We start from the raw sequence: 25,567 nt of genomic DNA, 5'->3' as shown, positions 1-25,567 counted from the left end.
CTTATTACACCATACGATCCTTCATTCGGCGAAAAAATGGCAAAGGTAGAAGATATATGTAATCGGTACCGTAACACGCTCCATGTACTGGCCAAGTGACAACGCCTGTCTGGATAAACGAACAAGACGTCCTTGCCATTCATGAGCGTTTAATTTTTCTGCATGGCGGTGCATCAGGTATTCGTGACAGGAATCTTCTGAAATCAGCACTTGCAAGACCGCTTAATTTTTTTGTCTACGATCAGCAGCCTGATATTTTCCTTTTGGCTGCCACTTACACAAGTGGAATTCTGCAAAACTACCCTTTTGTGGATGGGAATAAACGGACAGGATTTGTAATTGGTGTGCTATTTCTTGAACTCAATGGCTGCAAGTTTACCGCTAACGAAGAAGATTCAGCACAAGCCATAATTTCGCTTGCTGAGGACTCTCTTGACGAGCATGGGTTCAGATTGTTCATGGAACATAACTCAATTGCAACGTAACAAATATCGGTCCATTCCATCACAATATGGCTAAATACACAGCCACTGAACGACGAAGAGCATTGAAAGTTACTCTTTGAAACAAATGTCGATCTTGCCATCCGTTACCTGAATGTGCTCCACCCCATCGGAAAAAGATTTCCAGAAACCGGGATCCACACCGAATTCACTGACCAGATCCATATTTTTTAACCCGTCCAGCCAGGTATTGGGAACAGGCCCCCCCCGGTAATACCGGCATCGCGTGCATCCGCCATGTAAACCTTAATCTCGCCACGCACCGGCAGTTCATTCCCGCACAGCACACGCAGACCGTGCAGCGTCATCAGCCAGGTACCGGCCACCGTCGCAAACAAAAAAACAAAAGAAAAAACAAAACAACAGGCTATCCATTTTATTTCCCTCAATTTAAACGTTGAGGATGTAGAAAAGATTAAGCATGCACACTGAAAATACAGCAACCACTGCTGTTATCGCCTTTATAATATTCGCATTTGTCGGGAAATTGCTTCCCAAACGAGAGAAGAGCGGGAGCCAAAAGAAAAAACCTTTCGCTGCTCCAGGTGCAAAGCGGTTTCCATCCATAGTAATCGAACTATAGAAGCATGGTGCAGTGGCAAAACAGGATTCTTTTGCCACTCGTGCCATCAGAAATGGCTGTAATTCGCAGCCCCAAAGAGTTCGTGAAACCTGCTCTCCACCCTATCAGGGTTCACAATATTCAGGTATCGTGTTTTTGCCCGCTCTTGCTCCCACTGATTTATCAGTAGCTGTTATTTGTTTGATCTAACACTTTGTCACAGCCGATTGCCCACAGCATCGGCTGAAATCAGGGCGTTAGTCTTGCCAAAGGATCTGTATTTCAAGCCTATGAATAATTCCATCGCCATGTCTTCTGCGAGCACTCCCCCACCGGGCTCTTGCGGCAATATATTCTCCATTTTTCTTATTTCACTGATTATTTCATTATTGAGTGGCTGCGGGGCTGCATTGCCATTTCGTTACACCGTCACACCCATCATTCCCGATGAACTTAAAATAAAAAACAAGGGATCCAAGTTCGGCTTCAGTTACGCAAAGGCGCACGTCATAAATGACAAGGGGCATGTGGCTGGCATATATACACCGCCACCCCCATCCCGGGGACAGATCTTTATCTTTGCTGATGGAAAATTGTCAAGATTTGACGATCCGTGCCAGGGCTATTTTTTGCTGAAAGCGATCACCAATACGGGATTAATCGCAGGGTACTGCCAGCCTGGGCAATTTACTCATCAAACCTCAGCATATTCCCTGGTACTTTCCTATGCGCAGCCTGGCAAATTAAAGCCTGTGAAAGTTGATTGGCCAACCAGCGATTTCATGGTACTGGGTTTGAATGACCGGGGAGACGCAGTTGGAATAAACACCAGAGCCCTTGGTCTTGCTGGCGAAAAAGACAAATTTATTGGCTTCGTTTATGTTAGCGGAAGTTTGCACATGATAGAAAAAAACTGGTACCACAACTTCCATTACTTTTTCAATTCGGTAATTAATGCATCGGGCCTGGTTGTCGGGGGAAATACCGGCCCGATCCTTGATCCAAAAAAACCGCACGTCTTCGAGAAAAGTCGTCCGTTCAAATTTGTTGAAGGTGAATTTTTTGAATTACCTGAAATGCGTGGCCAGATTTCTGCAATAAATGATATTGGGCATTTTGTAGCCCATGAAGCAAATCGATTCAAAATATATGACGGAGAGATCCATTCGATTGATTGCGAGAAAGACTCGTGCAAGACGTATGACATAAATAATATGGACTGGGTAATCGGTCACCAGTCAACTTCTTACCCGATACCCCCGATGGGAGCATCAATCGGGCATACCTATTTGTGGATCAAGGACAATTTCTATAATCTCAACAGATCGCTTGGCCTGGACATCAACCAAGACCTCGCCGCCAAACTCAATAACAGGGGACAGATGCTTATTCACGCCGATCGTTGGCCCTATTTGATTACGCCAAATCTTGCAGGACACTGACGTATCTCAGAGCGTTACGCACCCTCAATCAAAGCAACAAAAGAGGACATCTATTTTGTTGCTGGCAAGTGCCAATACCACGAAGGCTGCAGATCCTGCAGCCTTTTTTATGATGCACCCACCCGGTTGGTTCAGCGCCGTCGTCCGCCACCAAAAATAGAACCCAGCACACCACGGATCACTTGGCGCCCAAGCTCTGAGCCAATGGTGCGTGCTGTGCTCCTGGCTATCGCCTCTACGACGCCCTCGTGCCGCCCGCCGCGCGGTCCGGTGCTGCCACCCAGCAACTCACCCCAGTTAAAGCCACGATCGGCTTCATTCGGCGCTTGTTCCGGCGATGTTGCGACGCGTACCTTGAGGATTTCATAAGCTGATTCCCGATCCACCAGCTGTTCATAATGCCCGTACAACTGGGAATCGCGAATGACCTGCTGACGCTCTGTCTCGGTGGCCGGCCCCACCCGGCTTCCCGGCGGCACGACCAGGCCGCGCTCCACAGGGTGGGGGCGTCCCTTTTCATCCAGCAGGGAAACCAGCGCCTCGCCCACACCCATCTCGGTAATGGCCGCCTCCACATTGATTTGCGGATTGGGGCGAAAGGTCTCGGCCGCCACCCGCACCGCTTTCTGGTCGCGTGGTGTAAAGGCGCGCAGGGCATGCTGGACACGGTTTCCCAGTTGTCCCAACACCGCATCCGGAATATCCAGCGGATTCTGGCTGACAAAATACACACCAACGCCCTTGGAGCGAATCAGCCGCACCACCTGTTCGATTCTGGACAGCAGCGCAGCGGGCGCCTCGTTGAACAGCAGATGCGCTTCGTCAAAAAAGAATACCAGTCGAGGTTTTTCCACATCACCCACTTCGGGAAGATTCTCGAACAGCTCGGAAAGCAACCACAAAAGCAGCGTGGCATAAGCGCGCGGTGAGTTGTAAAGCGTCTCTGCCGCCAGGATATTGACTACGCCGCGCCCGTCTTCGGTAATCTGCATCAGATCGCCAAAATTGAGCGCAGGTTCGCCAAACAGCCGATCGCCACCCTCATGCTCCAGTTGCAGCAAGCTGCGCTGGATGGCACCGACACTGGCGGCAGAAATATTGCCGTATTCCGCACTGTAGCTACTGGCGTTTTCCGCCGCATGCTGCAACATCGCGCGCAGATCCTTCAGATCCAGCAGCAGCCAGCCATGGTCATCGGCAATATGGAATATCGCTGTCAGCACCCCGCTCTGGGTATCGTTCAGATTCAGCATACGCGCCAGCAGCAACGGCCCCATATCAGATACCGTTGCTCGCACCGGGTGCCCCTTCTGGCCAAACACATCCCAGAACACCACCGGGCAGGCCGTGTGGCTAAAGCCTTTCAATCCCAGCTCCGCCACACGCGCTTCCACCCTGGCATTACCCCCGCCCGGCCGGGACATGCCGGAAAGGTCACCCTTCACATCCGCCATGAACACCGGCACCCCGGCACGCGAAAACTGCTCTGCCAGACTTTGCAGCGTAATGGTCTTGCCTGTGCCGGTTGCTCCGGCAATCAGCCCGTGACGATTGGCCATACCCGGCAGAATAGCCAGTTCAGTGTTGCCGGATTTGGCAATGAGGAGAGGCTCGGTCATAAAAAGGTCCCTGAAGTTGTGGATTAAAATTCAGCCAGACGGGCCCGGCCACACCACGCCCGCCTCTGTTTCATACATAAGTACAGATCATGGTTGTTGCCATATTCTTGTACCCCGGCAACTCCCCTGTACGGTGCAAATATTATGGCTGTCTTGCAGCAAATACGTGGCAAACGAAGAGCGCAACAACGTATGGCACGCGACCGATTTCATCATACCGGCATGGTGTTAACAAGACAAACCTGCACATGCTGATGCTGCCTGGCGACGCAGCCCGAGGACCAGGCCCGCTGGAAATTGAAGCCACCCGGATGGCCGGTAGCGGCATCCGCCACTGCGCCGATAAAGAACAGGTCGGGCTGTTCGTTTGCTTTCCACTTATCACAAATACGCTGGCTATATAAAAACAGTTGGAAAATACTGCATATTCCGGATGACCGATCCCCTGTCGATTCAAAAAAATTGGATAATAAACAAATGCTTTTATACCCTCATGCCCTGCTTCATGCACTTACGAGTGTATTTCTGCTAATCGTTTTTACCAGTCCGGCTTGTGTACAGGCCAACGCGGTTGAAGTGCCTATCGAATTCAGAAATCCGGATGGGCTCGTCAAATCTCTGAAGCCAACAGAATTGAATACCCTCGCCAGGCAGAAAACTGTGAAAGTTTTTGAAGTACACGAAGGCAGGGAGCGGCAATACAAAGTTTATCCAGTACAATCCATTTTTGACCAGATGTTCGGTCCAGGCTGGCGAACAGCGGATGAAATCATCTTCACCTGCCGGGATGGCTACCAGCCCGGCATTCCGGTTGTGAAATTCCTCACTTACGATGCTTATCTCGCTGTTGCCAGTGCGGACAACACCCCATTTACACTCAGTAACACACTCCAGAATCATGAAATTGTCGCGCTGGGGCCTGTTTACCTGATATGGGACAACCTGAAATCTCCCGCCTTGCTCGATGAAGGCGCTTCCGATATGCCTTATCAGATTGCCCATATTGAGCTGGCTTCTTTTGCGGCACGTTTTCCGGGAATGTTTCCACCAGCCGGTGCATCTGCGGAAACCAGGCGGGGATTTCTGCATTTTCGCAAATACTGCATGGCGTGCCATACGATCAATGGTCAGGGAGGTGGCAAAGCACCCGAACTGAATTACCCGGTCAGCATAACCGAATACTTCAGCCCCGGATACCTGAAGCAATGGATAGACAACCCGGCCAGCCTGCGCTACAACACCACCATGCCAGCTCTGGCTGCAGAAATACCGGAACGGGAAAAGGTCATAGAAGAAATCATTGCCTATCTGACCGCCATGAGGGATGTGAAGCGCATCATGCAGCCTGCAGAAAACAGTAAAGGAGCCTCTGAAAAACTACCTGTGTTGCCATTTTTGTATTAAAAAGAGGTTCCTAAACCATAATCACAGCTGCCTGAAGAAAGCCATAAACAGCACTGGAAATGCTTACCGCTTGCCCGGCAAGCCCGATCCGACCATTTCCCCCACAACCGGAAACATATTCGAAAATTACTCTTTGAAACGAATGTCGATCTTGCCATCCGTTACCTGAATGTGCTCCACCCCATCAGAAAAAGATTTCCAGAAACCGGGATCCACACCAAATTCACTGACCAGATCCATATTTTTCAACCCGCCCAGCCAGGCATTGGGAACAGGCACCCCCATGATACTGACACCCTTGAGGATGATAATGGGCTTATCGTTGCGATAAGCCATGCCAAGGCCGGCGTTCAGACGCAACGTTTTCCCGCCCATTACCGGAAAATCTTCATCAAGCGGAATGAGCAGACGTGCACTTACCAGATCATTGGAAAAATCAATCGCCAGTTTTTGTGCAAGATCGGTATTTTTGGCCAGCAATGCATTTATTTCCCGCTCGGTAAAGCTGATCTCACGCTTTGCTCCCTGTTCGGAGTAGGCTTCCGGCTTCAGGAATCCCTCTTTACTGATCTCATTCCGGGTGTCATCCCTCTGGTTTGCCTGCGAAGATGAGAAGGAAAAATCGTAACCAATCGACCGAAGCTTCTGTTGTAACGTCTTTTCTTCCTTTTGGCTCAGCTCAACCGGCTCAAAGGATGAAACAAAAATATAGGTGGTGAGTACCCAGTAAGTTCCAATAATAGTCAGAGCGATCGTACCAGTAACAATCAGCAGTACATGCGGCCAGCGCAGACTGGTATTTTTTTCGGTGTTCCCAGTTGAATTCATTTTTAGTCCATCCAAATTAAACAGAACAGGCTGTCTTCAGAAAACTTATACGATGTCAGCTCACCGTCCAGCTGCTTACCTGCACCATCGCCCCATCGTCAGCATGCTCAACCAGCATTTTGCGCACACGCTCCTGCCATAACTCGCCAAAACGCTGCAACTCAGCCGTACTGGCCTGTCCGCTCGCCGCCTTCGGGAGAAGTGCACGCATTTCATCTGGCCAGGGCACCACCGAGGCATCCAGCTCCACCTGTACTGCCGCTCCCGTGTCCTTGCGGCGCAAACCGATCGTGCCCTGCATCGGCTGATCGAAATGCAGCAGGTTATTGCGCCCAAAACGTCCGCCAATACCATGAAAACCGGTTTCCGGTGCTGCACCGGTGACAAGTTGCGCCACCGTAGCCATAACGCCGGTAGTGCCGGCATCGCGTGCATCCGCCATGTAAACCTCAATTTCGCCACGCACCGGCAGTTCATCCCCGTACAGCGCACGCAGACCGTGCAGCGTCATCAGCCAGGTACCGGCCACCGTCGGGCAGGAATGCCCCGCCAGCCGTACCGCATCGGCATAGCGGTATTCCATGACCCCGTCACGTGCCGCACCGAGAAACCGGGCAAGCGGGTCCTGTACGGTCACAGCAGGCGCATCAGCAAAAAAATCCGGAAAACTCTGTTCACATGTTGATTCATCCATTACGAAAACTCCTTAGCTGTTTAGTCCCGCATTGCAATGCTGCAGATTTCAGGATACTTTTATTTAGTGTTGGCAGGCTTTGCCGCCGGTATTACCGTATCGGGTGATACCACCGGTGTTACCACTTTCTCACTTGTGGCGCTGGTTTTTTCTGACCCGGCAGCAGGTTTGGCTGCGGGTGCAGGTTGGGCTTCTGTCGTACTTTTTTCTTCAGATCCCGCTTTTTTTGTCTCATTTACTTCGCTAACTGCGGGCTGTGCTGTAATAGCGCCGGTTACGCGATCACGCAACTGGTTCACCGTATTTTCATTGATATAACCCGTCTGCCACAGGTAAATCAGTCCCCCTGCCAGCAGCAAAATAAACAGATACGATTTCCAGGGTGTTTTTTTCTCGGCATAAGGATCACTCAGTGAGCGCTGAGCGCCAGGTGGCAAGGCAGCTATTTGAGTCAATGAAGTGCCGAAAGGAATATTGATGATGGCACGGGTATTGATTGCCCAGCCGTTGGCATCCAGCAAAGGTGCCAGATTGCGCTTTCTCAATTTGAGATAGGCCAGCAATACTGAAGGCCCGGAAATGACCAGAATCAGTCCCACTATTGACAACGGCATTTGCCACCATGCCAGGCTGAGAAATCCTGTTACCACGGAAGCAATCGCCGTGCCGATTGCGCCAACCGCCAGACCAATGGCTGCAAAAATACCGGCAAATTTACCGACATCAAATGGTACCGGAGGCGCCTTGCCCGCTTCCGCTGTCTGCGTGGCACCTGTAATACCGGCAGCAGCCTGATCCTGCACGGCCTGTTCACGTGCACTGGTGATTTTTTCAATCTGTTCACCAATCATCTTGCCAATCCGTTTATACGGATACCAGAATGCCTGCCGTACGCTGATCGGGTGTTCCACAATCCTGGTGATGGTTGCATCCCAGTCCTGCCCTCTGCAGTCGTAAAAAATGCCGTTACGTCCCACCATCAGGTTATCTGCATCGCCATTGGTAAAGGCTGCGACAATATTAATCTGCTGATCAGCATCGCCGCGCCGTTTACATGTGCAATACGCCAGATAAGTGCCACTCAGTGCTGCCATGGTGCTGTGTTGTGCGACATCGCCGATATGCAGACAGAAATCACAACTGCGTCCGTCCAGATACAATGTCCCCACCTGAAAAACTGCCCTGGCGCGACCCGTGTAGAAATCGCGGAAGGATACAAAGTTGTTCAGCAACTGAAACAAATGATGATGATAACGAATCAGCTTTTCTACCGATTCGATTGCATCAGAAGCACTGGCCAGAGACTTGTCCTTCTGGATCAGCGCCAGAATCGCATCCTGATAGCCACCTGACAAAATACTGCGGATGCGCTGAATGCCCAGACTCTCTACCGCCGCTCCCCGTTTGTTATCCAGCCAGGCCTGATGTGCCGCAAATTTCTGACACAAATTTTTCCATTCCTCGCTGGTTAATGCATCGCGCACCCCCATCAGCGGAGTCACCACCTGATTCCTGAATTCTGTTACAGCCTGTGACCAGGCCGGATTGATTCCGCTTATCAGTGACAGCGGTTGTGTCGCCTCAATTCTGGCTAATGGCAAATCGATCAGCTGTTCAGAAGCCGGGGAAAGATTCCGGCCGGCAAGTGCCTCATAACCTGCCAGTACCGGGTTCAGGGAATCGCTCGCGCGCTGATCAAACTCCGCCAGGTGACAACGGGTAAAATAATCATCGATCTTGATCCTGATGTTGTCAAAAACCACCCTGGCCGCCCCGGTTGCCTCTCCTAATATCAATATGCTGTTTGCGTCCTGCTCGGCTTCCTGCCACCATTCTGAACAGGCGCGCGCTTCATCAAAGAAGTGGTTGACGTTTTCTTCTGAAACGCCCGGTGAACCTGAGCGATCCAGCTCGGATCCCGCACAGGCCATGATTTCTTCCATCACGACGCGAGTGTCTGTATCCGCTGCTGCAGCGGGCGGCACAACGCCGTCACCATTGAATTTTGTGCTGGCAAAAATTTTGGTCAGATCGGCCGTGTCATCAATCCCGATCACTTCTGCATCATCTTTACCCAGGTTATGCAGAATCTGTTTGGCAGAAGCCAGCAGGGCGGCGCCTTCTTTGCTGCCGTCATTGATGGCCTGCAAAGGCAGTAACGGTGATTCTTCAAGCAGACTGCCCGGCTCTTTCAACATGGCTGTGGCCCAGTTCACCGCTGCGATGATTTCCGTTACCCGGACATGGCCATCCTGGTCCGTATCAAGAAATTCCAGGGTTTTCCGGTCAAACTCCAGATTGGCTACCGGACAGCTCAATGCTGCCCACAGCTTGGGATCAAGTTCTGCCAGTGCCTGAATATCTTCCCCTGTTTCCAGACGAACCTGATCAAATCCACCCGAGCGGAAAAAATGCCACTTGTGTGATGCTGTATCCATAAAATCTCCTTTTTTATTCTTGTCAGTTACCCGGGAACCCTGAAAATACCGGTTTAGTCCATACCAGATGGTGGTAATTTTGCAGCGTGATGCGCCAAAGCTGGCTGATTATGTTACGGAATCTCTAAAAATTGCCCTGCTGACATCTTTCAGAAATTCTCTGCTTTTACTGCGCCAATAGAATACCTTGAAAAACCCTGTTTTTTAAAATTTATTAACAATTAAATCAATGTGATATAGCGAATCTTTTCCCTGATTCCCAAGAAACTGAAACGCTGGATGAGCCATACATAACAGATTCCTGTACTTCATCTACTTCTTAACAAAGCCTGATCCAACTGGTCTAATTATTTAGTCTGGATAATCCGTTTCGGGAGGGGCTGAATCATGAAAAAACTGGCTGTATTTTTTGATGGAACATGGAATCGTGAGGATCAGCATGACAGAAACGGGCGATCCTGCCCCACCAACATTACCAAACTCTTTGAGGCCGCCCTTCCCGCTGATAAGCAGGACATGCCCCAGCTTGTGCAATACATTCGCGGGGTTGGCACCAGACAGTCCGAGCGGCTTAAAGGAGGTGGATTCGGTTACGGCATTTCTGACAACATCAAGGAAGGTTACCGGTTTCTGGTCAGTAATTACGAGACGGGTGATGAAATTTTTATCTTTGGTTTCAGTCGTGGCGCCTATGCGGCAAGGAGTCTTGCCGGCCTGATTCGCAACAGTGGCATACTGAAACGCGAAAAAATATATCTGATTGATCGCGCTTATGAGATTTACAAAGATAAATCTCCTGACTGGCACCCGGATGCATCTGCTGCGCAGGCATTCAGGCAGGAACATACCCGCGGGAATGAAACCGTTAAATTCCTGGGTGTCTTTGATACGGTTGGTGCTTTGGGGATGCCCTTTGGTGTCATTCTGGGCTCGATCGCCGATAAATTATTCAAAACCGGATTTCACGATACGCAGCTCAGCTCCATCATTGAAAGTGCTTATCACGCCCTGGCTGTTGACGAACGGCGATTACCGTTTCAGCCGACACTGATGAGCCCGGGCAGCAGGCACAATCCCTCGAATTTCGAGCAGCAATGGTTTCCTGGTGTGCATTCCAATATCGGAGGCGGTTATGACAGCACCGGATTATCCGATCTGGCACTGGAATGGATGGCAGGCAAGGCTGCTGCGCAAGGGTTAAATCTCGATTTAGGCAGAATATCCAATCCTGCATTCAGTCCCGATGTGCAGGAAATGCCCAGAAACTCACTTAAAATCAGTTACCGCATCCTGACCGTGCTATTGGTGAAGCTGCCGGGGTTAGCCGGCTGGGTTCCGGATAAATATAAAAATGTACTGCCTGATCTTACCTGGACTGGTGAGTACGTTCGCCCTATTGCGGACAAGGGCAATATTCAGCCTTTTATCGGAAATCCTCCAGCCCAACCGGTACAGGAATACACGGGGAGCCTGGACAGCTCTGTCATTCAGAAAATCAATCACTCTAACCAGAAATACAGACCATCCAATGTTATAGACAAATAAACAGGTAAATAAAGATGACTCATTTGTGATCACACATTTACACACCTGGTTTTCCACTCATGTGCCATTCGACAAAATGCTTGACAAAATCATCCGGCGGCGCAAGATAAAAAACCAGTAAAGGGGTGGCTCCAGTGTTTTAAAACATCAGCAAGGGCCGTTCCCGGCAAAATCAACCATTCACCCGAAAGGAGGATGCGACCGTGAATATCAAGCACATTCAACCCGGATTTCGGCAAGTTGCCCGGCAAGACACTGTTTTTCAGGAACGGGTTGATGACGTCTACAAAATTAAAGGAAAGCTGCCGGAGCCAACCGTATGCCCGCAATGCAGGGCAGTGTTCCATAAAGGCCGCTGGCAATGGATCGAAGTGCCGGCCAGTGCAAATCCACACACCTGCCCCGCCTGTCAGCGTATCCATGATGCATATCCTGCCGGCTATATAACGCTGAAAGGTGATTTCTTCAAAGCGCATCACAATGAAATTCTACAGCTTGTTCAGAATTTTGAAAAAACAAAAAAATCCCAACATCCGCTGCAGCGCATTATCGCCATGGAAGAGCAGGAAGGTGAATTACTGATCACCACCACAGATATCCACCTGGCGCGTGGCCTCGGCGAGGCCGTTCATAATGCCTGTCAGGGTAATTTGGAACTTCAATACAACCAGGATGAAAATTTACTGCGCGTGTACTGGTCACGCTAACCGGCCCACTATCAAAAACTACAGGAGGTTGCCATGACTGTCGGGGAAATTTGCAATCGTGAAGTCGTTGTCATTCAACGTGACCAATCAGTGCAGGAAGCCGCCAGGCTGATGCGCCAGCATCACGTCGGTGCTATCGTCGTAGCTGACAAATCGGATGGCCGTGTCGTACCCGTCGGCATCATTACCGATCGCGATCTGGTGGTGGAAGTCATGGCCACCGAACTGGACAAAAAAGTCATCACTGTCGGCGATATCATGATGCAGGAATTATTCAGCGTAAAAGAAAGTACCGCCACACATGAAGCCATCAGTTTCATGCGCCGGAAAACGATTCGCCGATTACCCATCATCAGTGATACAGGTGAACTGATCGGAATCCTGACAATGGATGATGTGCTGGAAATCCTGTCGGAAGAAATGCTTGATCTGGCCAAACTGATCCGGTGGGAGCAAAAAAAAGAAGAACGGCATCGCTCCTGACCGGGATTATTGAACCACTACACGCCCGGTTCCAGCTAAACCCAAAAGGTGTAGCGACGCAACTCTTTGGATACACCTTATTGAGCCCCCCATTCAATAGCGGCCCAGGTTGAATTTCCATTAAAGCGCTCAATATTGGTGCCAGTGAATCATTCCTGAGAGTAAACGAGTAAACGCTATGGAACAACCCCTCCCTGTCCTGACTGAATTACCCGCTGATGTTATCGCACTGGTGCCGATGCGTAATATCGTCCTGTTTCCGCATGTCATTATGCCCGTTGTGGTTGGCCGGGAACGGTCAGTAGCGGCAATTCAGCATATCCTGCAAACAAAAATGCCGGTTGGCATCGTGCTGCAAAAAGATCCGGCTGTTGAAGAACCCGGGCTGGATACACTTTGCCCGATCGGTACTATCGCCAATGTTGTGCGGCATATTGCTGCTGAAGATGGCACACATCACGCTGTATGCCTGGGTGTCGAACGCTTCCGGATCATGGCACTGGTTGAGGGCTATCCCTTTCTTGCCGCACGCATCGAACGCATCCCGGAAGCAACGGAACAAGGCAGCACACGGATAGAAGCCCTTTCGCTGCAGTTACGTGAACGGGCGATGGAAATTGTGTCACTGTTGCCGGGTGTACCGGCCGAGCTGGCACATGCATTGCAGGCTACCCGTGCACCTTCTGATCTGGCAGACATCACTGCCAGCCTGCTCGACACCGAAGTGGCCGAAAAACAGAAGCTGCTGGAAACCATCGATATCGAAGAGCGCCTGAACAAGGTGTTGCAAATCCTGGCGCGGCGTATTGAAGTCTTGCGGCTTTCACAGGAAATCAGTGCACGCACCAAGGAACAGATGGAAGATCGCGAGCGCAAGTATCTGTTGCGGGAGCAGCTGAAGGCAATCCAGAAAGAACTCGGTGAAGATGGCGAAAATGAACAGGAAATCGCCCGGCTGGATGAAGCCATCACGGCAGCCGGAATGCCGGAAGATATTGAGCAGCAGGCGCGCAAGGAACTACAGCGTCTGCTGCGAATGCCGGCTGCATCCAGCGAGTTTTCCATGCTCCATACCTACCTGGAATGGATGGCGGAATTGCCGTGGAAGCTGCCGGAAGATAAACCGATTGATCTCGATACGGCACATGACGTGCTTGAAGCTGATCATTTCGGGCTGGAACGCATCAAGCAGCGCATCATTGAATTTCTTGCCGTACAAAAGCTGAAGCCACAAGGTCGCGCGCCCATTCTCTGTTTTGTGGGTCCGCCCGGGGTGGGAAAAACTTCACTTGGCCAGAGCATCGCGCGCGCACTCCAGCGTCCATTTGTCCGGGTGTCGTTGGGTGGCGTGCATGATGAGGCGGAAATGCGCGGACATCGCCGGACCTACATCGGTGCGATGCCGGGCAATATCATTCAGGGGCTGCGCAAGGCTGGCGCACGCAACTGTGTGATGATGCTGGATGAAATCGACAAAATGACTGCCAGTGCACATGGTGATCCATCGGCTGCATTACTGGAAATCCTGGACCCGGAGCAGAATGCGACATTTCGCGATAACTATCTGGGTGTGCCATTCGATTTAAGCCGTGTCGTGTTCATTGCCACTGCCAACGTCATTGATCAGGTTTCACCCCCTGTGCGCGATCGTATGGAAATCATTGATCTGCCGGGCTATACACCGGAGGAAAAACTGCAGATCGCGCAGCGTTATCTGGTGCAGCGGCAAAGTGAAGCCAATGGTCTGCAGGCGGATCAATGCCTGCTGACACCCGCCGCGCTGCAAGGTATTGTCTCCAGCTATACACGCGAAGCCGGAATGCGCCAGTTTGAGCGTGAAATCGGCCGGATCATGCGCCATGCCGCCCTGAAAATTGCACGAGGTGAGCAGCAACGGGTACAGATCGATGCGGCCAATCTGGCTGATATTCTGGGGCCGGAAAAATACGAGCATGAGCTGGCACTGCACACCGATCTGCCGGGAGTGGCTACCGGCCTGGCATGGACACCGGTGGGCGGTGACATTCTGTTTATTGAAGCGACGCGCGTGAATGGCAGCGGCCGCCTGATCCTGACCGGGCAACTGGGTGATGTGATGAAAGAAAGTGCGCAGGCGGCACTCACGCTGGTAAAAGCGCGCGCCAGTGATTTACACATTCCATCATTCGCATTTGATGGCATTGATGTGCATTTGCACGTGCCTGCCGGCGCCATTCCCAAGGATGGACCCAGTGCCGGCGTAGCAATGTTTACCGCACTGGCTTCGCTGTTTACCAGCCGACCGGTACGGCATGACGTGGCCATGACGGGTGAAATCAGTCTGCGCGGACTGGTTCTGCCAGTGGGTGGCATTAAGGAAAAAATACTGGCTGCACAGCGTGCCGGCATTAAAACCGTACTGCTGCCCGCCCGGAACCGGAAGGACTTGCATGATGTGCCGGAAGCCACACGCGCCGCCATGCAGTTTATTTTTCTGGAAACCGCCGATGATGCTGTTCAGGCGGCGCTAAGCATCCGGCAAAGCTGATGCCTTGCCCGTTTGCGCGGCCATGACTGCTGACAGCCGGTTTTGCAGCAGCGACAATTTGTCACATGGTTATCAGGTGAAGCCTGAGTTAGAGTTTCGAACTATCAGGCAAACAAACTCTCTATTCGTTATATGCCTGACAAGTACGGCCCCCTATTCTTTCACCCTGACCCAATGAAAGGAGCAAGCCTCATGCAGAATAAAGCACAGATCACGATAAATCCCCCGCATCTCCACGATAAATATGAAAACCGCCAGCATGCGTATGAAGCCGGCCAGCTGCGGCGTGCGAGGATGCATGTGGCACGCCTGATCAGCGATTTTGATAACAGAAAAATCCTTCCGCCTTCATTGCTCCATCTGCTCGAAGCCTGTATTTTACTGGAGACAACCAACTCGAAAGTGCTTGCCGACCGGCTAAAACGCAAACCGGCAGCAATCCGTGCCGACCTCCAGAAAATCGGCCATCTGCTGGCCGAAACACACGGTTCATAACTGTTTTCTGCCAGATTTACCCTGATCTGACCTCATCACAAATGGAGATATTATGCCTTCACTGGCTGGCGACAGGGTTACAACCGGGCAAGGCCGCACGGTAACTGCAAACACACGTCATCGGCCAAGTTCTCAGCTCTACATCACCAACAAAAAATCGAAAGAATACAGCACCAGCAAACCAGCAACCACGCTGGCTACTGCATAAGCCACAACAAGCTGTATTTTCCCTGATGCAGCAGATAAAAGACAGTACAAGGTAAAAGCAGGCAAAAAAACTGCTGTTCACAGACGGCGAAACCTAAACAACCACTGGCTTTAGCCGGTGGTTTTAATCTGTTGATGGACAATCCGCCCAAATGAGGGGGGTTGCTTTTTTTTGTACCTTTTTCACTTATAACGGTGTGCACTATTTCATATACGCATGGCTGAATCTCCCTTTAGCATTCATGCCCGTTATAATGCGTTAAGTCCCTTATGGCTTGTGAAAAATACTAACTCTTTCAAGGAAACGAGGAATGAAACTTCTTGCTACGGTCTTACTATTGCTGATCTCGCCTGCTACAGTGATGGCGGGTAATCTGTCAAATCTGCAGCAGCAAACCAGTCAGGCTTATGAACAGATGAAAGATGCTGAGAACCGGCTCAGCGATGCAAGGAAAGAGGTACAAATCAAACAGGATAACCTGCGTTACTACCAGGAAAAAGCGGCTGAAACCGAGAAAGCGCTGCAGGCTGCACAGCAGGCCCAACAAAGGGCCGAAGAAAGCCTGTCTGCTGCCAAGAAGAGATGGAATGACAATTCTGAAGATCTCTACCAGAAATGGCACCAGTAAAAATAAAGAAACAAAGCAGTGAAATATGGTGAAAGCTGCCAGACTTCACCTCACCCATCCAGGATTGGTATTTAGCTGAAAGGATGGTGAAAGACGATCGTTTCTTCCCGGTCGGGGCCGGTTGAAATCATGGCAATAGGTGTCTGGCAGATTTCTTCCATCCGTTTAAGGTAGTTCTGTGCCGCCCGGGGCAGTTTGCTGAAATCCTGGATTCCGGCTGTGGATTCCTGCCAGCCTGGCAGTTCTTCATAAATCGGCTCAGCTCCTGCCAGATCATCCGCACCAAAGGGCAGTGCATCATAAACCCTGCCTAACCGGCCTGACTGATAACCGACCCCGATACGCAACATTTCCAGACCATCGAGCACATCAAGCTTGGTGATACACAATCCTGAAACACCGTTAATCTGAATGGAGCGCCTGGCGGCAACCGCATCAAACCAGCCGCAACGGCGCGGGCGTCCGGTAGTGGAACCAAATTCATGGCCGCGCCGTGCCAGATGTTCCCCGGTTGCATCCGATAACTCGGTTGGGAAAGGGCCTGAACCCACTCGGGTTGTGTAGGCTTTGGTAATGCCCAGCACATAATTCAGCATCTGCGGCCCAACACCACTGCCTGCTGAAGCTGCACCAGCAATGCAGTTACTGGAAGTAACATAAGGATAGGTGCCGTGGTCAATGTCAAGCAGCGCACCCTGCGCTCCCTCAAACAGCAGGCTGTTTCCGGCCTGGCCGGCCTCAAACAGTAATTTGGGAACATCAGCAACCATTGGCCGGATTCTTTCAGCTTTTGCCCGGCAATCTTCCAGAATCTGATGATAATCAACCGTTGCAGTATGGTAGTAGTTTTTCAGCAGAAAGTTATGGTAGTCGAGTACTTCCTTCAGTTTGCAGGCAAACCGTTCCGGATGAAATAAATCCTGCAGACGAATTGCACGCCGTGCCACTTTGTCTTCATAAGCCGGGCCGATTCCGCGGCCGGTTGTACCGATTTTTTCTGAGCCTTTTGCCAGTTCACGGGCACTGTCAATCGCAACGTGATATGGCAAAATCAAGGGACAGGTCTCACTGATACGCAGTCTTCCGGATACATCCACACCGGCCTGTTCCAGCATATCCATTTCTTCCAGCAAAGCCCCTGGAGACAGCACAACACCATTGCCAATGTAGCAAATGACATTCTCACGCAAAATCCCGGAAGGGATTAAATGCAGCACGGTTTTTTCACCATTTACCACCAGTGTATGACCGGCATTATGGCCGCCCTGAAAGCGGACCACTCCTGCAGCCCGGTCAGTCAGCCAGTCGACGATCTTGCCCTTACCTTCATCTCCCCATTGCGTTCCAATGACTACAACATTCCTGGCCAGACCCTATTGATCTCTTAAAAAATTATTCCAAAACAAAGCACCGTACTGTTAACAGTGCGGTGCTTGAATATTTTCGGCTGAACGCAGGGCCAATTCCCACTTTGTTATTACCACCAGGTTGGGCAGAGCCTACTCCCCAAAGGGGGCTTACTGAACTTGCAGGATTAACAGGGTGTTAACTCCCCGGCCGGTCTTTACAAAGCCTCTCTCGTTTACCCTGTAATCGGACTGATTTCCCAGCTGTCATTCTGAAAAATCAGCTGTCTATCACAACCTGACACTTTTTTGCTGTTTTCTCCAGGCAGTTCTATCGCCACAATATGCCCTTCAGCACGTAATTGGCGGATCATTGCTGTAAGTTTTTCATCCTCCGGTTTCCATGGCGCCAAAATTCCCAGAGGATAATCGTTTATCGCCGTCAGCCGCGATAACTGCTTCAGATCCAGGCTGAATCCGGTTGCCGGCCTCGCTCTGCCAAATGATTTACCGATTTCATCATAGCGTCCGCCCAGGGCGACAGGGGCAGGACAACCCGGTGTATAGGCGGCAAATACCATACCGGTATGGTAGTGATACCCCCGCAAATCGGCCAGATCAAAAGTGATTCGATCAACATAAGGTTTCAATGTTTTAGCAACGTATTCCAGTTGATCCAGCGCCTCACTGATCTCCGGAAATTTTGGCAGGTACTGGCGTGCACGCTGAAGCACCGTATTGTCGCCATACAGCTCCGGTAACAGCAGCAGTGCATCCCGCACTGATTTGTCCAGGCGTTTATTCAACCCTGTGAGAACCAGTTCTCTGAGTGAGCTGGTATCCTTGGCCCACAATGCCGCATAAAGCTCTATCTCAAACTCGGGCCTGATTCCTGAATCATGGATCAGACTGCGAAAAACCCTGATATGCCCCAGATCAAGATGGATGATCTGAATACCTGAAACAGACAGACACTCCAGCAACAGACGCTGGATTTCAAGATCACTTTCAATGCCGGGATGGCCAAATAACTCGGCCCCCACCTGAAAAGGCTCTCTTGTGCGAGTAATCTCATCCGGAACGGTATGCACCACACTGCTGGCATAACAGAGCCGTGTCACCCCGCTATTGTCCAGCAGATGCGCATCAATCCGGGCAGCCTGCGGTGTCATATCCGCACGCAACCCCATCATCCTGCCACTGAGCTGATCGACTACCTTGAACATGCGTAAATTCATGCCACTACCACTCCCGGCCAGCAAAGAATCCACATATTCCAGCAGGGGCGGCATCACAAACTGATATCCGTGAGAAAACAGCATATCCATGATAAGCCGGCGTATCTTCTCTATACGGTAAGCATCTCGCGGCAGTACATCTTCGATATATTCAGGAAGCAGCCAATTACGCATTTTTAATGTTGGCCGGAAAATATTGCAGCCGGATCAAAAGCAGAAATACTCAAAGTCATCAGGAAAAAGAGCAGTCAGCTAACCAGGAAAAGAATGATAAGGCCGACCAGCATGGTGCTGAGGCCCATTAATCGTATCTGACCGTCTTCCATTTGCATCAGTTTGAGAAAGGCATCCCGCCAGGCACCCGGAAACGAAAAAGGAAAGATACCTTCCAGTATCAGCATTAATGCAATTGCTTTCAGAAAGGTATCCCACATATCAAACCCTGGATTTTAGCAACAGTACATGACCTGATAAGCAGCCATCTGCACATGTCAGTCGGCACGCTTCGATATACCTGTTTTTAACGAAGTAATGACAACACAGATAATATTTCAGAAGGCGCTCAAGTAACCGCATATCAGATTCAGGTATTTATTTTTTACGATCCAAAGGATTTTTCATGTATTTGAAAAACTCGGAATTGGGTTCCAGAACAAGAATATCCTCCTTGTTCCTGAAGGATTTTCTGTAAGCCTCCAGGCTCCGGTAGAATCCATAGAACTTGGCATCCTTCTGGAAAGCCTCGGCATAAATTGCTGTGGCCTGTGCATCCCCTTCACCCATCGTTTTCTGAGCTTCGCTATAGGCTTCTGCCAGAATTACCTCGTGTTGACGATCAGCATCAGCACGAATTTTTTCTGCTTCGGCCGCTCCGGTTGAACGTAATTCATTAGCTACCCGTTTACGCTCAGCTTCCATTCTGCGATAAACAGATTCACTCACTTCCTGGGGAAGATCTACACGCTTGAGGCGCACATCAACAACTTCCACCCCAATCTTGCTGGCGTCCGCGTTAGCCTTCTGGCGCATGATTTCCATAATCTTGTCACGCTCTCCGGAGACCACATCATGCACAGTGCGGTTACCAAATTCGTCACGCATACTGGAGTTGATCGTTTGTGCAAGACGGGTCTGAGCCAATGTCTCATCTCCACGCACACTGACATAGTATTGTTTGACATCCACAATACGCCACTTCACAAACAGATCCACCAGAACGTTTTTCTTTTCGGATGTAATAAAACGCTCAGGTTCCTCCGAATCCATTGTCAGAATACGGGAATCAAAAAAACGAACATTCTGGAAGAAAGGTAATTTGAAATAGATACCAGGAGTTGTTTTAACCCCCACCACTTCTCCCAGCTGAAACAGCAAAGCCTGTTCACGTTCATCAACAGTGTAAACGGCAGAGCTACCCAATACCGCCAGCATAAACAAAAGCCCGGCAAATACAGATGAAACTGCTTTCATTATCTTGTCTCCCGTTCACGGCTACGAAAAGACTCACGTGTACGTGAGCTGACATCTGACTCTTGAGGCTCGCTTTGCTGTCTGACTGGTGCGGCAGAAGGCCTGGTTGCAGCAGAATCCGTCTGAATCAGCTTATCCAATGGCAGATAAAGTAAATTCCCGCCCCCTTTTTCCTGATCAATCAGGATCTTGCTGGTACTGGATAAAACCTGCTGAATAGTATCTAAGTACATACGCTCACGTGTCACTTCAGGAGCCTTGGTATATTCTGCCTGCACCTGTACAAAACGACTGGCATCACCCGTCGCTGCTGAAATCACCCGCTGCTTGTATCCCAGCGCTTCTTCCAGCAAACGGGCTGCGCCACCTTGCGCTCTCGGGATTACATCATTGGCGTATGCCTGCCCCTCATTTCTTTGCCGTTCACGATCCTGGCCTGCTTTCACAGCATCATCAAAGGCAGCCTGTACCTGTTCAGGAGGTTGTGCGTTCTGCATCGTTACCCGGTTGATCAATATCCCAATCTGGTAACGGTCAAGTATTTCCTGCATCAGTTTGGTTGTTTTGGTGGTGACTTCTTCACGCCCTTCATACAGAACAAAATCCATCTTGCTGGTTCCAATTACCTGGCGGATCGCCGTTTCAGCCACCTGCAGGACAGTACTCTCCGGATCACGATTCTTGAACAGGAAATTTTCCGGACTGTTCAGGATATATTGCACGGCAAACTGGATATCAATGATATTTTCATCGTCCGTCAGCATCAGGGATTCCTTCAGTACCTTGCTGCGAACGTTATTACGATAACCAATTTCCACCGTACGTACCTGGCCGATATTGACTGACTCCACCACTTCAACCGGTGAAGGAATATGCCAGCGCAAGCCCGGCTGTGTTGTTTCCACATGCTTGCCAAATCGCAGCACTACACCGCGCTGACCTTCATCAACAATATAAAAACCACTGCCAAGCCAGGCCAGCACAAGCAGAACAACAATCGCTGCAATACCTTTACCACTAGGCATACCGGAGCCTCCATCACTGGAATCTCCGTCATCACTCCCTCCGCCCTTCTTCCCAAAAATTTCGTTCAACTTCCGGTTAAAATTGCGCACAATCTCATCAAGATCAGGGGGTCCCGAGTTACCTCTCCTTTTCCCCCACTGCGGATCATTCAAGCCCATGTGATTTAGTCCTTTTCATTATTTATAAAAGTGGCACGGACATTGCCGTTTATGCTTGCTGGTTTTGCTGAAACTGGTGTTGCTGAACATTGCTCTGCTTTGTTCAAATTCTGATCGAGCACTTCTGCCAGCGCTTCGTACAGATAACCAAAACCCGCCCCTGTCTTTGCGCTAAGACGGATGTTCCTGATTCTACCACACTCATCACGCATGTAATTCCCGGACGGGCACTGCTCATCAAGGAGATCAGTCTTATTCAGGATCAGGATTTGCGGTATCGTATCCGCTCCAATTTCCTGTAATAACCTGTTAACTTCTCTGATCTGTACATCACGATTGGAGCTGGAAACGTCAACCACATGCAGAAGCAGATCTGCCTGAATTGTTTCTTCCAGAGTAGCCCGGAATGCAGCGACCAGTGTATGCGGCAAATCCCGGATAAAGCCAACCGTATCAGAGATTACGATTGTGCCACGTTCCGGAAGTGTCAACCTCCTGGTTGTCGTATCCAGCGTAGCAAACAGTTTATCTGCCGCGTATGTCTCTGCCCGCACCAGCCGGTTAAACAATGTTGACTTACCGGCATTGGTATAACCCACTATGGAGACAGATAACATTTCTGCGCGCTTTCTTGCGCGCCGCTGCACTTCACGCTGTCGTTTAAGGCTGGCAAGTTTTTCCTTCAGCAGCTTTACACGTTTGGCCAGTAAACGACGATCTGTTTCCAGCTGAGTTTCACCCGGCCCGCGCAACCCAATACCCCCCTTCTGGCGCTCAAGGTGTGTCCAGCCTCTCACCAGCCGCGTTGAAAGGTACTCCAGCTGGGCCAGTTCAACCTGTAATTTACCTTCGTGACTTTTAGCACGCTGTGCAAAAATATCCAGAATAAGGCTGGTTCTGTCTATGATACGACAAGCCAGTGCCGTGGAGAGGTTCCTTTGCTGTATCGGGGACAGCTCGTGGTTGAATACCACGACTGCCGCATGCGTCTGCTCCCGAATCTGTCTGATTTCTTCCAGCTTGCCCTTACCGATAAAAGCGGCCGGATCAGGTCGCTTTCGTGTTCCTTCTACAACAGATACAACAGAAAGCTGCGCGCTGCGGGCCAGCTCCCGCAATTCTTCCAGACTTTCCTTATCTCCATCACCAAAATCAATACCTACTAATATCGCAGTGTTATCAATCGCACTTCCTGTAACAACATCATGATTCATCTTGCTCGATCTGGGTCTCGGCAGGTGCCGGAATTGAAATTGCTTTGGCCGGAACTATGGTGGAGATGGCATGTTTATAAACCATCTGTGTAATAGAATTTTTTAACAGAACCACATACTGGTCAAAAGAATCTATCTGTCCCTGTAACTTGATCCCATTGACTAAGTAAATAGAAACCGGAATACGTTCCTTACGCAAAACATTCAAAAAAGGATCTTGCAGTAATTGTCCCTTAATGCCCATTGTTCATCCTCCCTGGTGAATTTTTAGTTATTTGATTTGGTACAAACACCCTTCCGGGTTAGCCGGCTGGTTCCGGGCAACATTTTTATCATGATCTGAAAATCGGCCTACATCACCAGATCAGCAAGAGAAAATCAAAAATTCATGAAAACTCACCCCGAATATTTAGCGTGCTAAAGTATAAGTCGCACAAAACGAGAAGTCTAACACCGTACGCATTCCGGATCAGGGCACAAATTGTTCAGATACTCAAGCCCGCAAGTAACTGTCAGTCGATCACCCGGTGACAGCAGCAAAAAATGATCTGATCGAACTACGCTGCTTCTGCCTGTATTACCCGATTAACAGGGAGCCAGATTCTGAAAGTACTTCCCGACCCGGGCTGGCTGGTTATTTCCAGGCTTGCCTGATGGCGGTTAAGGACATGTTTGACGATGGCAAGGCCAAGACCGGTACCCCCTGTTTCACGGGAACGGCTGCGATCCACCCGGTAGAACCGTTCTGTCAGCCGGGGAATATGACCCGGTTCAATGCCAATACCGCTATCCTGCACATAAAACAGTCCCCTGCCGTTATTCACTGCCCAATTTAAAGAAATCACGCCATTCTCCGGGGTATAGCGCACTGCATTACTGATGAGATTTTCAAAAGCGCTGCGCAATTCATCTTCACTTCCAAGCAGCATGGCATGACTGGCAAGGTTGAGTGATATGGTATGACGCCCGGCGCTCAGTGACTGGGCTTCCTGATAAAGTTCCTGCAGGAGCCTGGCAACATCCACTTTCTCCTCTGCCAGACTGTTTCCAGCACTTTCCAGTCGGGAAAGTGTCAGCAGATCTTCCACCAGCCGGCGCATACGGGTTGCCTGATCTGACATCAACCGCAGCGCCTTTCTCTCCATTTCACCTGTTATTCTGCCTTCTTCCAGCAGCGTTTCCAGAAACCCGCCAATTACAGTCAGAGGAGTGCGCAGTTCATGAGAAACATTGGCGATAAAATCACGCCGCATAATCTCGATTTTCTCAAAACGTGTCACATCCCGACTGATCAGTAATTTTTCCCTGTCGCCATAAGGTACGATCTGGATCAGGAGCAGTGCATCATGCAGACGTGATTGCTTCAGCAGAAAAGGTTTACTGAAATCCCCTGTTTCAAGGTAGCTCACAAACCGTATCTGACGCACCATACGGGTTATATGTTGCCCGGCATCCATTTCGAGGCTAAGCCCCAGGTGCTGCTCGGCTGCTGTATTGCACCACTCAATCTGATCCTTGTCACCCAGAATAACAACGCCTTCCGGCAGTGCGGATGTCGCGCGCTGCAACCGCTCCAGCGAAGTGTTCAACCCCAGGCGTTCCTTGTCATAACGCCGCATGAAGCGTGCCAGTCTGGCAAATACCACGCCCCACAAACCGGATCGGTCAGGTATCGTCGAATAGGAAAGGTCAGAATGATGCAGCCACTGATCCAGACAATGCAGGGTATGGATATGGTAAACGATGATTCCCAGCAGGATCGCGCTGTATAAACCCAGAACGATTGCAGCATCCAGCAGCGTTGCCGCTACAGCGGCAATAAGGGATAACCATAAAACAGGGGCAATACTTAGCCAGAAAGAGTTCACGTGGTTACAAATGAGAGTAGGGCTTTCTCTGTTTACTTCAGCAAATCCGGTTAACGTTAACCATGGCGATATCTGCTTTCTCTGCTCTCGCCCTTCACACCCGGATAACAGCCGAATCACATAACGATGAAAAAAAACTCACAATACGTTGCGGCAACCAATCCAGGCTTCCCGGAAAAGTACCCTGCATAAAACCTACATGCCCTCCCTCTTGCGGATATTCAAGTGAAACCAGAGAAGAAACTTCTGATTTTTGCGGTAGGACACTCTCAGGCAGGAAAGGATCGTTACGCGCGTTGATCAGCAGGGTTGGCACTTGAACCGATCCAAGCCAGGGTTTGCTGCTGGATTGATACCAGTAATCATCTGTATCCCGGAAACCGTGCAATGGCGCCGTTACCAGATTATCAAACTCATACAGAGATCTGCAGGCTGCAACTGCTCTGGCATCCAGCAAACCGGGAAATTGCTTGTTCTTTTTCAGTGCCTTGTGTTTGAGGGTAGTTAAAAAATGGTGTGTATAAACCCGATTGAAGCCGGAATCAAGTACTTCACCAGCTGCAGCCAGATCAAGCGGGACAGAAACAGCCACCACACCGGCAATCAATGTGGCTGCTTGTGTACCTTGTTCACCCAGCCATTTCAATAGCGCATTACCACCCAGCGAAACACCCACGACATAACAGGCGCTATCCTGTTCCTGCAAATCATTCTGATGCACAATATAACGCAACATACGATCCACTTCAGCCGAGTCACCCGCGTGATAAGCGCGCGGCAGGCGATTGGGATAGCCGGAACAGCCACGAAAATGAACTACGGCACCACGCCAGTGCAATTTTTGCAGAAAACGCATGAGACTCAGCGCGTAATGGCTTTGTGAACTGCCTTCCAGGCCGTGCAGTAAAATCACCAGTGGCTTATCCGGCGCACCTTCCAGCCAGTCAATATCGACAAAATCACCATCATCCATCTCCCAGCGCTCGCGTCGATAGCCGATTAACGAATTGAGGTTAATAAAATAAGGATAAATGGTCTGAGCATTCCCGCCCGGCAACCATTTGGGGGCACGATACACCTCAGCCATACCGGAATTATGCAGAAAAGCAGGGGCTGTCATTGCAGGCCGGCACAAATTTTTTCAGATAAACCTGACATATATAG

25 protein-coding genes are annotated in these 25,567 nt (G+C 50.2%); 9 read left to right on the top strand and 16 right to left on the bottom strand.

Going from position 1 to position 25,567, the window contains the following annotated elements:
* Positions 1-95: 95 nt before the first annotated feature.
* Entirely contained in the window at positions 96-485 is a 390-nt protein-coding gene (locus IT527_RS05735; protein WP_292967557.1) for a type II toxin-antitoxin system death-on-curing family toxin, read from the top strand.
* A gap of 188 nt (positions 486-673) precedes the next feature.
* Here IT527_RS05735 and IT527_RS05730 read toward each other — a convergent pair whose 3' ends face one another.
* Complete coding sequence (locus IT527_RS05730) at positions 674-811, bottom strand: hypothetical protein (RefSeq protein WP_292967555.1); 138 nt, start codon at positions 809-811, stop codon at positions 674-676.
* Positions 812-1,355: 544 nt separating this feature from the next.
* On the opposite strand from IT527_RS05730, the gene IT527_RS05725 reads away from it, so the two are divergent.
* Positions 1,356-2,507: a hypothetical protein gene (locus tag IT527_RS05725; RefSeq protein WP_292967553.1), complete on the top strand. Its 1,152-nt coding sequence runs from the start codon at positions 1,356-1,358 to the stop codon at positions 2,505-2,507.
* A 131-nt stretch (positions 2,508-2,638) separates the two neighbouring features.
* Here IT527_RS05725 and IT527_RS05720 read toward each other — a convergent pair whose 3' ends face one another.
* Complete coding sequence (locus IT527_RS05720) at positions 2,639-4,126, bottom strand: helicase HerA-like domain-containing protein (RefSeq protein WP_292967551.1); 1,488 nt, start codon at positions 4,124-4,126, stop codon at positions 2,639-2,641.
* 212 nt (positions 4,127-4,338) lie between these two features.
* Entirely contained in the window at positions 4,339-4,515 is a 177-nt protein-coding gene (locus IT527_RS05715; protein WP_292967572.1) for an NAD(P)/FAD-dependent oxidoreductase, read from the bottom strand.
* A gap of 88 nt (positions 4,516-4,603) precedes the next feature.
* Here IT527_RS05715 and IT527_RS05710 point away from each other — a divergent pair, with 88 nt between their 5' ends.
* The gene (locus IT527_RS05710; RefSeq protein ID WP_292967549.1) at positions 4,604-5,530 is read left to right on the top strand and encodes a cytochrome c; all 927 of its coding nucleotides are present in this window, start codon (positions 4,604-4,606) and stop codon (positions 5,528-5,530) included.
* A 126-nt stretch (positions 5,531-5,656) separates the two neighbouring features.
* Here IT527_RS05710 and IT527_RS05705 read toward each other — a convergent pair whose 3' ends face one another.
* Genes IT527_RS05705 through IT527_RS05695 form a run of 3 tightly spaced genes read right to left on the bottom strand, consistent with a single transcriptional unit; the run spans position 5,657 to position 9,490 of the window.
* Positions 5,657-6,358 (bottom strand): arginine N-succinyltransferase, encoded by a 702-nt coding sequence (locus IT527_RS05705; protein ID WP_292967547.1) that lies wholly within the window; start codon positions 6,356-6,358, stop codon positions 5,657-5,659.
* 55 nt (positions 6,359-6,413) lie between these two features.
* A complete protein-coding gene (locus tag IT527_RS05700; RefSeq protein ID WP_292967545.1) occupies positions 6,414-7,052 on the bottom strand; it encodes an FmdE family protein in 639 nt (212 codons plus the stop codon).
* Between the two features lie 59 nt (positions 7,053-7,111).
* Positions 7,112-9,490: a hypothetical protein gene (locus tag IT527_RS05695; RefSeq protein ID WP_292967543.1), complete on the bottom strand. Its 2,379-nt coding sequence runs from the start codon at positions 9,488-9,490 to the stop codon at positions 7,112-7,114.
* 387 nt (positions 9,491-9,877) lie between these two features.
* On the opposite strand from IT527_RS05695, the gene IT527_RS05690 reads away from it, so the two are divergent.
* Complete coding sequence (locus tag IT527_RS05690) at positions 9,878-11,035, top strand: DUF2235 domain-containing protein (RefSeq protein WP_292967541.1); 1,158 nt, start codon at positions 9,878-9,880, stop codon at positions 11,033-11,035.
* An 89-nt stretch (positions 11,036-11,124) separates the two neighbouring features.
* Here the strand turns inward: IT527_RS05690 and IT527_RS09715 are convergent, their stop codons facing one another.
* The gene (locus IT527_RS09715) at positions 11,125-11,382 is read right to left on the bottom strand and encodes a hypothetical protein (RefSeq protein WP_363278067.1); all 258 of its coding nucleotides are present in this window, start codon (positions 11,380-11,382) and stop codon (positions 11,125-11,127) included.
* Here IT527_RS09715 and IT527_RS05685 point away from each other — a divergent pair.
* The 5 genes from IT527_RS05685 to IT527_RS05665 all read left to right on the top strand — a co-directional run bounded on the left by IT527_RS05685 (position 11,326) and on the right by IT527_RS05665 (position 16,083).
* Positions 11,326-11,742, top strand: a complete 417-nt coding sequence (locus tag IT527_RS05685; protein ID WP_363278065.1) for a BCAM0308 family protein — start codon at positions 11,326-11,328, stop codon at positions 11,740-11,742. The two genes, IT527_RS09715 and IT527_RS05685, sit on opposite strands and share 57 nt — an antisense overlap.
* Before the next feature lie 33 nt (positions 11,743-11,775).
* On the top strand, positions 11,776-12,225 hold the full coding sequence (locus IT527_RS05680; protein ID WP_292967537.1) for a CBS domain-containing protein: 450 nt from the start codon (positions 11,776-11,778) through the stop codon (positions 12,223-12,225).
* Positions 12,226-12,403: 178 nt separating this feature from the next.
* Positions 12,404-14,752, top strand: coding sequence for an endopeptidase La (gene lon / locus IT527_RS05675; protein ID WP_292967535.1), 2,349 nt, complete (start codon positions 12,404-12,406; stop codon positions 14,750-14,752).
* A 192-nt stretch (positions 14,753-14,944) separates the two neighbouring features.
* The gene (locus tag IT527_RS05670) at positions 14,945-15,247 is read left to right on the top strand and encodes a hypothetical protein (RefSeq protein WP_292967533.1); all 303 of its coding nucleotides are present in this window, start codon (positions 14,945-14,947) and stop codon (positions 15,245-15,247) included.
* Between the two features lie 518 nt (positions 15,248-15,765).
* The gene (locus IT527_RS05665) at positions 15,766-16,083 is read left to right on the top strand and encodes a hypothetical protein (protein ID WP_292967531.1); all 318 of its coding nucleotides are present in this window, start codon (positions 15,766-15,768) and stop codon (positions 16,081-16,083) included.
* Between the two features lie 71 nt (positions 16,084-16,154).
* On the opposite strand, the gene IT527_RS05660 is transcribed toward IT527_RS05665, so the two are convergent.
* The 9 genes from IT527_RS05660 to IT527_RS05620 all read right to left on the bottom strand — a co-directional run bounded on the left by IT527_RS05660 (position 16,155) and on the right by IT527_RS05620 (position 25,523).
* Positions 16,155-17,453: an adenylosuccinate synthase gene (locus tag IT527_RS05660; RefSeq protein ID WP_292967571.1), complete on the bottom strand. Its 1,299-nt coding sequence runs from the start codon at positions 17,451-17,453 to the stop codon at positions 16,155-16,157.
* A gap of 212 nt (positions 17,454-17,665) precedes the next feature.
* Positions 17,666-18,841, bottom strand: coding sequence for an ATP phosphoribosyltransferase regulatory subunit (locus IT527_RS05655; protein WP_292967529.1), 1,176 nt, complete (start codon positions 18,839-18,841; stop codon positions 17,666-17,668).
* 74 nt (positions 18,842-18,915) lie between these two features.
* Positions 18,916-19,101: a DUF2065 domain-containing protein gene (locus IT527_RS05650; protein WP_292967527.1), complete on the bottom strand. Its 186-nt coding sequence runs from the start codon at positions 19,099-19,101 to the stop codon at positions 18,916-18,918.
* Between the two features lie 157 nt (positions 19,102-19,258).
* Positions 19,259-20,137, bottom strand: coding sequence for a protease modulator HflC (hflC, locus tag IT527_RS05645; protein WP_292967525.1), 879 nt, complete (start codon positions 20,135-20,137; stop codon positions 19,259-19,261).
* Entirely contained in the window at positions 20,137-21,321 is a 1,185-nt protein-coding gene (gene hflK, locus IT527_RS05640; protein ID WP_292967523.1) for an FtsH protease activity modulator HflK, read from the bottom strand. The genes hflC and hflK overlap by 1 nt, the downstream gene beginning before the upstream one ends.
* A gap of 5 nt (positions 21,322-21,326) precedes the next feature.
* Positions 21,327-22,535: a GTPase HflX gene (hflX, locus tag IT527_RS05635; RefSeq protein WP_292967521.1), complete on the bottom strand. Its 1,209-nt coding sequence runs from the start codon at positions 22,533-22,535 to the stop codon at positions 21,327-21,329.
* Positions 22,525-22,779: an RNA chaperone Hfq gene (gene hfq / locus IT527_RS05630; RefSeq protein WP_292967519.1), complete on the bottom strand. Its 255-nt coding sequence runs from the start codon at positions 22,777-22,779 to the stop codon at positions 22,525-22,527. Before hfq ends, hflX begins: the two co-directional genes overlap by 11 nt.
* Positions 22,780-23,092: 313 nt before the next feature.
* Positions 23,093-24,403, bottom strand: coding sequence for a phosphate regulon sensor histidine kinase PhoR (phoR, locus tag IT527_RS05625; protein ID WP_292967517.1), 1,311 nt, complete (start codon positions 24,401-24,403; stop codon positions 23,093-23,095).
* Positions 24,404-24,497: 94 nt separating this feature from the next.
* Positions 24,498-25,523 (bottom strand): alpha/beta fold hydrolase, encoded by a 1,026-nt coding sequence (locus tag IT527_RS05620; RefSeq protein WP_292967515.1) that lies wholly within the window; start codon positions 25,521-25,523, stop codon positions 24,498-24,500.
* Positions 25,524-25,567 lie beyond the last annotated feature (44 nt).

Source organism: Nitrosomonas sp. (assembly GCF_020852615.1).
Classification (GTDB): Bacteria; Pseudomonadota; Gammaproteobacteria; order Burkholderiales; family Nitrosomonadaceae; genus Nitrosomonas.
Note: the sequence above shows the minus strand (reverse complement) of the source record. Positions and strands in the feature narration are given on the sequence as shown.

Bases quoted from the DNA above. Each gene is read 5' to 3' on its own strand.
- IT527_RS05730 (WP_292967555.1), bottom strand. From the start codon at position 811: ATGACGCTGCACGGTCTGCGTGTGCTGTGCGGGAATGAACTGCCGGTG.
- IT527_RS05725 (WP_292967553.1), top strand. From the start codon at position 1,356: ATGAATAATTCCATCGCCATGTCTTCTGCGAGCACTCCCCCACCGGGC.
- IT527_RS05720 (WP_292967551.1), bottom strand. From the start codon at position 4,126: ATGACCGAGCCTCTCCTCATTGCCAAATCCGGCAACACTGAACTGGCT.
- IT527_RS05710 (WP_292967549.1), top strand. From the start codon at position 4,604: ATGCTTTTATACCCTCATGCCCTGCTTCATGCACTTACGAGTGTATTT.
- IT527_RS05705 (WP_292967547.1), bottom strand. From the start codon at position 6,358: ATGAATTCAACTGGGAACACCGAAAAAAATACCAGTCTGCGCTGGCCG.
- IT527_RS05700 (WP_292967545.1), bottom strand. From the start codon at position 7,052: ATGGATGAATCAACATGTGAACAGAGTTTTCCGGATTTTTTTGCTGAT.
- IT527_RS05695 (WP_292967543.1), bottom strand. From the start codon at position 9,490: ATGGATACAGCATCACACAAGTGGCATTTTTTCCGCTCGGGTGGATTT.
- IT527_RS05690 (WP_292967541.1), top strand. From the start codon at position 9,878: ATGAAAAAACTGGCTGTATTTTTTGATGGAACATGGAATCGTGAGGAT.
- IT527_RS09715 (WP_363278067.1), bottom strand. From the start codon at position 11,382: ATGGAACACTGCCCTGCATTGCGGGCATACGGTTGGCTCCGGCAGCTT.
- IT527_RS05680 (WP_292967537.1), top strand. From the start codon at position 11,776: ATGACTGTCGGGGAAATTTGCAATCGTGAAGTCGTTGTCATTCAACGT.
- lon (WP_292967535.1), top strand. From the start codon at position 12,404: ATGGAACAACCCCTCCCTGTCCTGACTGAATTACCCGCTGATGTTATC.
- IT527_RS05670 (WP_292967533.1), top strand. From the start codon at position 14,945: ATGCAGAATAAAGCACAGATCACGATAAATCCCCCGCATCTCCACGAT.
- IT527_RS05665 (WP_292967531.1), top strand. From the start codon at position 15,766: ATGAAACTTCTTGCTACGGTCTTACTATTGCTGATCTCGCCTGCTACA.
- IT527_RS05655 (WP_292967529.1), bottom strand. From the start codon at position 18,841: ATGCGTAATTGGCTGCTTCCTGAATATATCGAAGATGTACTGCCGCGA.
- IT527_RS05650 (WP_292967527.1), bottom strand. From the start codon at position 19,101: ATGTGGGATACCTTTCTGAAAGCAATTGCATTAATGCTGATACTGGAA.
- hflC (WP_292967525.1), bottom strand. From the start codon at position 20,137: ATGAAAGCAGTTTCATCTGTATTTGCCGGGCTTTTGTTTATGCTGGCG.
- hflK (WP_292967523.1), bottom strand. From the start codon at position 21,321: ATGGGCTTGAATGATCCGCAGTGGGGGAAAAGGAGAGGTAACTCGGGA.
- hflX (WP_292967521.1), bottom strand. From the start codon at position 22,535: ATGAATCATGATGTTGTTACAGGAAGTGCGATTGATAACACTGCGATA.
- hfq (WP_292967519.1), bottom strand. From the start codon at position 22,779: ATGGGCATTAAGGGACAATTACTGCAAGATCCTTTTTTGAATGTTTTG.
- IT527_RS05620 (WP_292967515.1), bottom strand. From the start codon at position 25,523: ATGACAGCCCCTGCTTTTCTGCATAATTCCGGTATGGCTGAGGTGTAT.